General features: G+C 41.8%; 7 protein-coding genes. 6 read left to right on the top strand and 1 reads right to left on the bottom strand.

Annotation, left to right across the window (positions count from 1 at the left end; genetic code table 11):
* Nucleotides 1-49 precede the first annotated feature (49 nt).
* Nucleotides 50-1483 (top strand): hypothetical protein, encoded by a 1434-nt coding sequence (locus DW251_RS15410; protein ID WP_118301664.1) that lies wholly within the window; start codon nucleotides 50-52, stop codon nucleotides 1481-1483.
* 105 nt (nucleotides 1484-1588) lie between these two features.
* Here DW251_RS15410 and DW251_RS15415 read toward each other — a convergent pair whose 3' ends face one another.
* On the bottom strand, nucleotides 1589-3001 hold the full coding sequence (locus tag DW251_RS15415) for a Na+/H+ antiporter NhaC family protein (RefSeq protein WP_118301665.1): 1413 nt from the start codon (nucleotides 2999-3001) through the stop codon (nucleotides 1589-1591).
* Between the two features lie 205 nt (nucleotides 3002-3206).
* Between DW251_RS15415 and DW251_RS15420 the strand changes: the two genes are divergently transcribed.
* From DW251_RS15420 to trpA, 5 genes are all read left to right on the top strand, one after another.
* Nucleotides 3207-4118: a LysR family transcriptional regulator gene (locus DW251_RS15420; RefSeq protein ID WP_021871437.1), complete on the top strand. Its 912-nt coding sequence runs from the start codon at nucleotides 3207-3209 to the stop codon at nucleotides 4116-4118.
* Nucleotides 4119-4348: 230 nt separating this feature from the next.
* Nucleotides 4349-5707: a M20/M25/M40 family metallo-hydrolase gene (locus tag DW251_RS15425; RefSeq protein ID WP_182433639.1), complete on the top strand. Its 1359-nt coding sequence runs from the start codon at nucleotides 4349-4351 to the stop codon at nucleotides 5705-5707.
* A gap of 11 nt (nucleotides 5708-5718) precedes the next feature.
* Entirely contained in the window at nucleotides 5719-7068 is a 1350-nt protein-coding gene (locus DW251_RS15430) for a M20/M25/M40 family metallo-hydrolase (RefSeq protein WP_118301668.1), read from the top strand.
* A gap of 479 nt (nucleotides 7069-7547) precedes the next feature.
* Nucleotides 7548-8738, top strand: coding sequence for a tryptophan synthase subunit beta (gene trpB, locus DW251_RS15435; RefSeq protein ID WP_118301669.1), 1191 nt, complete (start codon nucleotides 7548-7550; stop codon nucleotides 8736-8738).
* Complete coding sequence (gene trpA / locus DW251_RS15440; RefSeq protein WP_021871441.1) at nucleotides 8731-9507, top strand: tryptophan synthase subunit alpha; 777 nt, start codon at nucleotides 8731-8733, stop codon at nucleotides 9505-9507. Before trpB ends, trpA begins: the two co-directional genes overlap by 8 nt.
* Nucleotides 9508-9614: the final 107 nt, after the last annotated feature.

The raw sequence follows: 9614 nt of genomic DNA on the forward strand, positions 1-9614 counted from the left end.
CCTGAGAGTACATGGGTTGAATATATTTGAAAGTACAGGGAGAATATATATGAAAAAACGTACCTTATCAAGAAACGTGCTGACACTGGCTCTTGGAATGTCACTGGCGGCAGCAGGTGCTTTTGCAGCTTTTGCAGATCCGCTGGGCTTAAGCTATATTAATGGTCAGACTGTAACAAGCCGTATGGGCGGCTTTGAATTTAGCGCACCGGCAGAGTATAAAGTAGACAGAAGTGGCGCTTCTTCGGCTCTTTCCGGGGAGATCGTAGCGGGTCTTGTGGAAGATAGCGGAAAAATCGATTTTGCGGCGTCCATGGTAGATGAAACCAATAAAAGTTATATCATCAATACAGCCATGGTCCTGCCTGCAGATGATGGTTCCGGACAGCCTTTTAGCGTAGAAACCTTAAAAGCGGAGCTGGCAGAGTCCGGTCTGGATCCGGCAGATACAGAAAGCGGTACAGTAAAGCTGGGAGCTGCAGATTATGAATATCTGAAAGTAAATTACGGAAAAATGATGGCGGATTCCATACGCAGGCAGCTGGAGTCAGGAGGGCTCTCTGAAAAGCAGAAAGCACAGGCACAGACCTTTATCAACCAGATGGAAAAGATGCTGGTCAATGATTTTTATATCCGGAATACAGGAGACCAAATCTATGTACTCTGCCAGACCTATTCCTCAGATCAGGCGCAGCGGGCTGCTGCATTTCTGGGTCTTTTAAAGCCGTATACAGGTGTAGAAGGCTGGTATAAAAATGGGGAGGACTGGCAGTATAAAAAGGCAGATGGTCAGATGGCAGCAGGCTGCTGGGAACAGGATGAAAATGGGCTTACCTATCATCTGGATGGAAATGGAAATATTGAGCGCAGTGCCTGGGTACAGGAAAATGGTGGCTGGAAATACGTGGATGAAAGCGGTCATATGGTAACTTCCGTGACCAGAACCATTAACGGGACCCAGTATACCTTTGATGATAAGGGAAATATGATCGCCGGAAGTGAGAAAGCGGCCCCGGATTATTCCCTTGGAAAACTGGAAGGAAATACCTATACGAATTACTGGGCAGATATGACACTTTCCTTCCCGGAGGAAGCTACTGTTATGATCGGAAATGGCAGTGCCCAGACCTATGCCCTGGTTGGAGGCGAACATGTGGATGTAAATGATCCTGAATTAAGTTACCGTATTACAGTGGATTTTACAGAGGCAGACATGGAGCTGGATCGTTTCATGGATGCAGTAGTTGGTCACGGGGGAACAGATGGCTATAAGGTAGATGCTTCAGGTAAAGTGAGCCTGGGTGGCTATGAATTCCGCTATTGCAGGACTTCCTACGATTTTGGTGATGGAACCGCCCATCACTCTGACTGGTATGTACGCCAGATTGATTCCAAACTGGTCCTGATCCATTTTGATTACTATGATGAGCTGAAAAACCAGGTACAACAGGTTTATGACAGTATTAGACAGCCACAGGCGTAGTCAGATAGTTGATAAAAAACGTCAAAGAGTAAAGAAGGCTCTTTGACGTTTTTTCGAAATTACTAACGTATAGTGAATATTAAAAGTTTTTTGATATATTTGCCGTTACATGGGGCCTAAGTGAATCATTTGAGCGATAAATACCAGGGCACTTCCTACTGCCAACCAGAGAAGCATGATTTTCCACATAAAGCGCATCCAACGATCGTAAGGAATATTTGCAACACTTAAGTTCCCCATTAATGCGGTAGACATAGGAAGAATGTAATTGCAGAATCCATCGCCAAAGTTAAATGCCAGAATAGCAGTTTGACGAGTAATTCCGACCATATCTGCAACGGGAGTAAAAATTGGCATAACTACAGCAGCTTGTCCGGAACCAGAAGTTACCAATATATTGATGATAAAATTAACCCAGTACATACACATGCCACGTAGTGCAGGAGGAAATGCATTAAGTACAATGGTACATCCGTAAACCAGAGTATCCAGAATATTAGCTGAAGATAAAACACCAGATGTAGCTCTTGCAAGACCAAGGATTAAAGCAGATACAGTGAGTTTTTGACATCCTGTTGCAAAATGTTTAGCAATAGTACTTGGACCAAACCCAGCAAAAGCACCTGAAATTACACCAAGCCAGATAAAGACAACAGATATTTCAGGAAGATCCCATCCTCGTGTTACACAACCCCATACCAGAACAACAAGGGAACCAATTAAAGTTAAAAGAACCAGAAGCTTACGTGGAGTCAGAGAAGAGTCGTGAGAGGCATCAACATCTTCATCATTTCTCAGTTTATCCAATTCGTACATAGGGCTTGAAGCAGGATTGGATTTGACTTTACGTGCGTAACGGATCAGGGCAATACTGGTAAAAATCCAGAAAACGAAGAAGCAGAAGAAACGGTATTGAATACCGGAGTAAAGTGGAAGTTCTGCAATTTTCTGGGCAACAATGGTAGTTGAGGTATTTAAAGTACCTGTGGAAAAACCAATGGCACCACCTAAAAGTGGCAGTGCAGCACCAGTAATGGAGTCAAATCCCATAGCTCTTGTCATCATAATGATAACAGGAGTAAATCCAATAAATACAGTTACAGACTGTGTAGTAGCAATGGCAGCGAAAACCAGGAGCAGAAGCGGGATGAAAATAGCTTCCTTATTGCCAAATTTTGCAACTACTTTTGCGATTAGTACCTGAAGTGCACCGGTTTCAACCAGAACATTAAAAGCACCACCAGACATGATGACCATAAAAATCAGTTTGGCACTGCTGGAAAAACCGTCTATAATATAATTAGGAATTAAAAGTGGATTTACAGGGGTTTTAGCAATAAATGAAAACTGATCAGGAACAACTACTTTAATTCCCTGAGCATTTTCAACACGGGCAAATTCTCCCGCCGGTAGAATCCATGTGAGTATTGAGGCAATGAATACGATACCAATGATGATGACAAAGGTATGAGGCACTTTGAACTTTTTCTTAGGTACGTTTTGTTTTTCTGATAGCATAAAAATTCCCCCTTTAGTAAAAATTAAGAAAATGAGAACAGAAATGAAAAGAAACAGCTTCCTGTTGCAGGAAAATGTTGAGTGAAGTATAATCAATAAACAAAGAATTGTAAAGATAAAATCTGTTTATAACAGAATGCTTCCCATAATGTTTGATTATACTGAGAAAATTTTGCATATTTGGCAGAGAGGAGGAAAATGGTCTTTGAATTTAAAAGAACAAATTTATATGCTTTCTTTGGAACGTCATAGTAATATTACAAGAGCGGCAAAAGAACTGGGAATTAGTCAACCGGCATTAACTACATTCTTAAATCATTTGGAAAAGGATTTGGATGTAAAGTTATTTGACCGCTCTGCAGTTCCTATGAAATTAACTCCTGCTGGGGAGCTTTATATTAATAAGGCTAAAAAGATGCTCTGCATAAAAGAAGAATTTGATAGAGAACTTCAGGTGTTGAAAAAACGGGATTTATCATGTATTAGAGTAGGAATCCAGCAGATCAGAGCTCCTCATGTTGTGCCGCCATTGACTATGGCAGTTAAACAGGAATTTCCTAAATTGGATGTTGTTTTTAACGAAAATCATGGTGAAAATTTGTTTAATATGCTGGAAAGGGGAGAAATTGATCTTTTACTTCATAATCATATGAGGCAGATACCGGGAATAAGTGCGGAATTTTTGATGAAGGACCGGTTGCTGTTTATCACTCCAAAGAATCATTTGCTAAACGCATATGGAATTAAATCTGCCAAGCCATATCCTTGGATCGATTTATCTTGGTTTAAAAATGAAAATTTTATGTTGCTGCCGGAAGCATATACATTGAGGGAACATGCAGAACAACTTTTTGCCTCTTTAGGATGGAGACCAGAAACAATAGAGATATATACCAGAACAGAGACTATTTTACGCCTGGTCACTGCAGGCGCAGGGGTTGGCTTTATTTTTGAAAGCTATCTATCATATTTTAACGAAGAACGCAAACCTGCTTGTTTTCTTATAGGAAATCCTCCGATTACGGTGGATTATATGGCTTTTTATCCGGAAAAAATGAAACAATATCCGGTTTTCACCCGTTTTTTGGACATGATCCGCTTTGTATTATCAAAGTAATGTTGGTATAGATGGTGAGTGGCAATAATTGAAGATAAAAAAGATTGACAAAAAAGAAAATATGTGAGAAGCTTTAGATAAATGAGACAGTGAAATGAATAGAATGTGAAAAGGAGAATTGCATAATATTCTCTTTTTTGTAGTGCAGCCAGTCCTGAATAAGGTCTGGCTTTTTTTGAATGGATTACATGGTTTTGAGAAGACATGTTATTAAAAAAGGAGGATTTATAATGGAACATAAGTCTTTTTCAGATCGCTTAAGGGAGTATTTAAAAGAAAATGAAAGTAAACTTATAGAAGGATTATCAGAGATTGTAGCTCAGCCTAGTGTAAGCAGTACTGGTGAAGGAGTATCTAAATGCTGTGAACTAATAGTGAAAAAGATGAAAGCAATTGGTATGGATGTACAGACTTATCCAATCGAGCCACATTCAGTGATTATTGGAAAAATTGGAGCAGATCCTTCAAAAAAGACAGTTTTGATATATGCTCATTATGATGTACAACCTCAGGGTGACCTTACTCAGTGGAGAACACCGCCATTTGAGCCAACAATTATAGAAGGGGTAATGTACGGACGTGGAACAGCAGACAATAAGGGACCATTAATGGCTCATTTAAATGCAATTGAATTTTGGTTGAAAGAATATGGGGAATTGCCTGTTAATATAAAAACCATTTTTGAGGGTTCAGAAGAAAGTAATAGTGAAGGATTGCCAGAATTTCTTCGCTCACATAAAGAATTATTAAAAGCTGATATGGTATATTTTAGCGATGGATCTAAAAACCATAATGACCAGCCGATTATTGCTCTTGGTGTAAAGGGAATGCTATATGTAGAATTAGTGTTGACAACTATGACCAGAAATGTGCATTCCCAATATGCACCTGTTTTGCCGAGTGCAGCATGGCAAATGGTTCAGCTATTAAATAAATTAAAGACAGAGGATGGTACTGTCCATATCCCAGGCTTTTATGATGATGTTGTACAGCCGACAGAAATTGAAAAAGCTATATACGATAAACTGCCGGACGTGAGAGAAAATCTATTTAGAAGTTATGGAGCCTATCCGATCTATCCGGCAGATAAGGGTTACTATATACAATTAAATGGAACCCCAAGCTTTAATATATCAGGAATCAGTTCTGGATATACAGGAAACGGAACAGCAACTGTTCTTACATCAAAGGCAATTGCAAAAATTGATATGCGTCTTGTAGCTGCCCAGGACGGCAATAAAATATTGGATAATCTGAAACGATATATTAAAAAATTAGGATATGATAATGTAGAAGTCATTTGTCATGGAATTACAGAGCCTGCCAAAACACCGGTTGATACTCCGTATCTGCTTCCGGTGGAGAAAGCGACCCAGAATGTATTTGGTCCGTACATGGTATATCCTAATCGGCCATCAACGGCACCGGATTATTTGTGGACCAATATTCTGGGGCTTCCTACGATCCAGGTGCGTTGGTGTGATGCTACTTCTGATAATCACGCACCAAATGAACATTTAACTTTATCCAATTATATCAAAGGGACTGAGTTTACAGCTACAGTTTTAAAAGAAATCAGTGAAATGTAAAAGAGGTGGACATGAAAAACAAAAAACTTTTATCAGATATTAAGGAATATCTAAAATATTATGAGAATCAGGTTTTGGAAGACTGGTATGAACTGATCCGTCATATAAGTGTTAGTGAAACAGGGGAAGGAATTGAAACTTGCTGTGACTGGATCCAGAAAAAAATGGAAGAAATTGGAATTCAAGTGATAAAATATTCTGTAAAACCCGCTCCGGTCCTGGTAGGGAGGTTTGGCAATGATCCGGAAAAAAAGACAGTTCTGATCTATGCCCATTACGATGTGAAACCGGCTGGAGAACGAAAATTGTGGCATTCAGATCCGTTTGTTCCTACAGTACGTGATGGAAAAGTTTATGCAAGAGGAAGTGCTGATAATAAATCACCTTTAATGGCGCATTTAAAAGCTTTGGAATACTTTGTCAGAAAAAAAATGGAAGTTCCCGTAAATGTTATTTTTGTATTTGAAGGGGATGAGGAATGCGGCAGTAGAGGATTGGAAGAATTTCTGGCAGAGCACAGGACGGAATTGGCAGCAGATCTGGTGTTTTTCAGCGATGGTCCAAAGGATCCTAGTGGGTTGCCTATCATTGCGCTGGGAGCAAAGGGAGATTTGTCTGTTCATATTACAGTTGAAACGATGAATAGGAATGTTCATGCCCGTTATGCACCGGTACTGCCTTCCGCTGCGTGGCAGCTGGTGGAGATATTGGGAAAGTGCAAGTCAAAAGATAAGATTCTGATACCTGGTTTTGAGGAAGGAATATTACCTTTTACAGAAAAAGAAATTGAGATCATGGATAAACTGCCGAAGTCAGAGGACAGTTTGAATACAATTTATGAGGCAAAGTCATCTAATTATGGCAAGGACTTTTATCCAAGGCTTTTAGGACAGCCTACATTTAATATTTGCTGGATCAAAACAGGAGCTAATGGAGTAGTTCCTGCAAAAGCGGAAGCATTGATCGATTGCCGTTTAGTACCAGATCAGGATCCTGAGAAGGTATTTCAATGTATTAAGAGGCACGTTGAGATGATGGGATATGATAATGTAAAAATTGAAAATGATGGTTATATCCCTTCTTCAAAAACAGATGTGAACACGCCGTATCTGCCGGCTGTTGAAGAGATTTGTCGTGATATTTATGGTGAATATGTAATTTACCCATGCAGACCATCATCAGCCCCTGATTATTTGTGGACTAATATTTTAAAGCTACCGGCTATTCAGGTGCGATGGAGTGATGCTGATTCAGATAATCATGCGCCAAATGAACATTTATCCATTAAAGAGTATATGGATGGAATTGCGCTGACAGTGTGTGCATTGCAGGCAGTTTCTGAAATTAATGAAAAGGACTAAAGAAAATCTGAAAAACACCTCTTGACATCACCACGTCACAGTGATATACTCCAGACAACTTCATTAGAAAACCGTTGAAACGGAGATAACGGCAGTTATGGCCTCACAGAGAGTCGGCGTTGGTGGAAGTCCGATAGAACCCAGATTGTCAAATGGACCGTTGAGGGCGCAGTCAAAGAAGGTGACTTCGAGTATTCTGCGACGTGGGGCTGACGTTAATAGCCGGTAGTATGATTGTACTACGCAGAGCGCACAGCTTATGTGAAACAGAGGTGGCACCGCGGTTTATTCCGTCCCTGATGATATTTATATCGTCAGGGACTTTTTTGCGTGAGCAGCCGGTCAAAGTCCGTGTTTGCACGAAACATTGACAACTGCCCCGTCAGATGAAGGAAAAGAAGGAAAAAACACAGGTAAATGTACAACAGACACAGATAAGTGTACAAATGGTACATGAAAGGCAAGAGGAGGAAAAAAATATGTCAAATGCAAAAGGACGTTTCGGAATCCATGGTGGCCAGTATATTCCGGAAACACTGATGAACGCAGTGATCGAACTGGAAGAGGCTTACAATCATTACAAAGATGATCCTCAGTTTCAGGCGGAGCTGACTGAATTGTTAAATGAGTATGCAGGTCGTCCAAGCCGTCTGTATTATGCAGAAAAGATGACCAAAGACCTGGGCGGAGCCAAGATCTACTTAAAGAGAGAGGACTTAAACCATACTGGCGCTCACAAGATCAACAATGTTTTAGGACAGGCGCTGTTAGCCAAGAAAATGGGCAAGACCCGCCTCATCGCTGAGACCGGCGCAGGACAGCACGGTGTTGCAACCGCTACAGCAGCAGCTCTTATGGGAATGGAATGTGTGGTTTATATGGGTAAGGAAGACACCGAGCGTCAGGCTTTAAACGTATACCGTATGAGACTGCTAGGAGCAACCGTTATCCCTGTAACTACAGGTACCGGAACCTTAAAGGATGCCTGCTCTGCATGCTTCAGAGAGTGGACCAACCGCATCAGCGATACCCATTACTGCCTTGGTTCTGTTATGGGACCACATCCGTTCCCGACTATCGTAAGAGACTTCCAGGCAGTTATCTCCAAGGAGATCAAGGAACAGCTGATGGAAAAAGAAGGAAAGCTTCCGGATGCAGTGCTTGCCTGCGTAGGCGGCGGTTCCAATGCTATTGGCGCATTTTATAACTTTATCAACGATCCGTCTGTTAAGCTGATCGGTTGCGAGGCAGCAGGACGGGGCGCGGATACACCGGAAACAGCAGCGACCATTGCTACCGGCCGTCTGGGAATTTTCCATGGCATGAAATCTTATTTCTGCCAGGATGAATACGGACAGATTGCTCCTGTATATTCTATTTCCGCAGGACTTGATTATCCGGGCATCGGACCGGAACATGCTATGTTACATGATACCGGCCGTGCAACCTATGTACCTGTAACCGATGATGAAGCAGTAGATGCTTTTGAATACCTGTCAAGAACCGAAGGCATCATTCCTGCCATTGAGTCTGCCCATGCAGTTGCCTATGCAAAGAAGCTGGCGCCGACTATGGGAAAAGACCAGATCATCGTTATCAACATTTCCGGAAGAGGAGACAAAGACTGCGCAGCGATCGCACGCTACAGAGGGGAGAATATTTATGACTAAGATAAGAGATGCATTTAAAGATGGCAAGGCATTTATTCCGTTTTTAACCTGTGGAGACCCGGATCTGGAGACTACTGAAAAACTGGTATGCGCTATGGCAGAGGCAGGTGCAGACCTGATCGAACTGGGGATCCCGTTTTCTGATCCGACAGCAGAAGGACCTGTGATCCAGGAAGCAAATGTAAGAGCACTGTCTGCAGGAACTACCACAGATAAGATCTTTGATATGGTTGTCCGTATCAGAAAGACAGTAAAGATCTCGCTTGTGTTTATGACCTATGCAAATGTAGTATTTTCCTATGGCTCTGAGCGTTTTATCTCCAAGGCTGCAGAGATCGGCATCAACGGTCTGATCCTTCCGGATGTGCCATATGAGGAAAAAGAAGAATTTGAACCGATCTGCAAGAAATATGGTCTGGACCTGATCTCCATGATCGCACCAACTTCTGACCACAGAATTGCAATGGTAGCAAAAGAAGCGACAGGATTTATCTATGTAGTATCTTCCTTAGGTGTTACCGGTGTAAGAAGCGAGATCAAGACAGATATCGGTGCTTTAGTAGAGCAGATCCGTGCGGTCACCGATGTTCCGTGCGCAGTAGGTTTTGGTATCTCTGAGCCGGAGCAGGCAAAGAAGATGGCTGGGCTGTCAGACGGAGCCATTGTAGGAAGTGCCGTTGTAAAACGGATCGCAAAATATGGAAAAGACTGCGTTCCTTATGTAGCGGAATATGTAAAGGAAATGAAACAGGCTGTAAGGGAAGCATAAGGCGCCCCAAAGGCTGCTGCAGAGGGAGAAATCCTTTTGCAGCAGCCTTTTTTGTGTACTAGGAAATTCCGTTGGAACTCCCTAGTACACAAAAAGGCACGACCTGC

Origin of the sequence: Clostridium sp. AM22-11AC, from assembly GCF_003473545.1 — a bacterium.
Classification (GTDB): Bacteria; Bacillota; Clostridia; order Lachnospirales; family Lachnospiraceae; genus Enterocloster.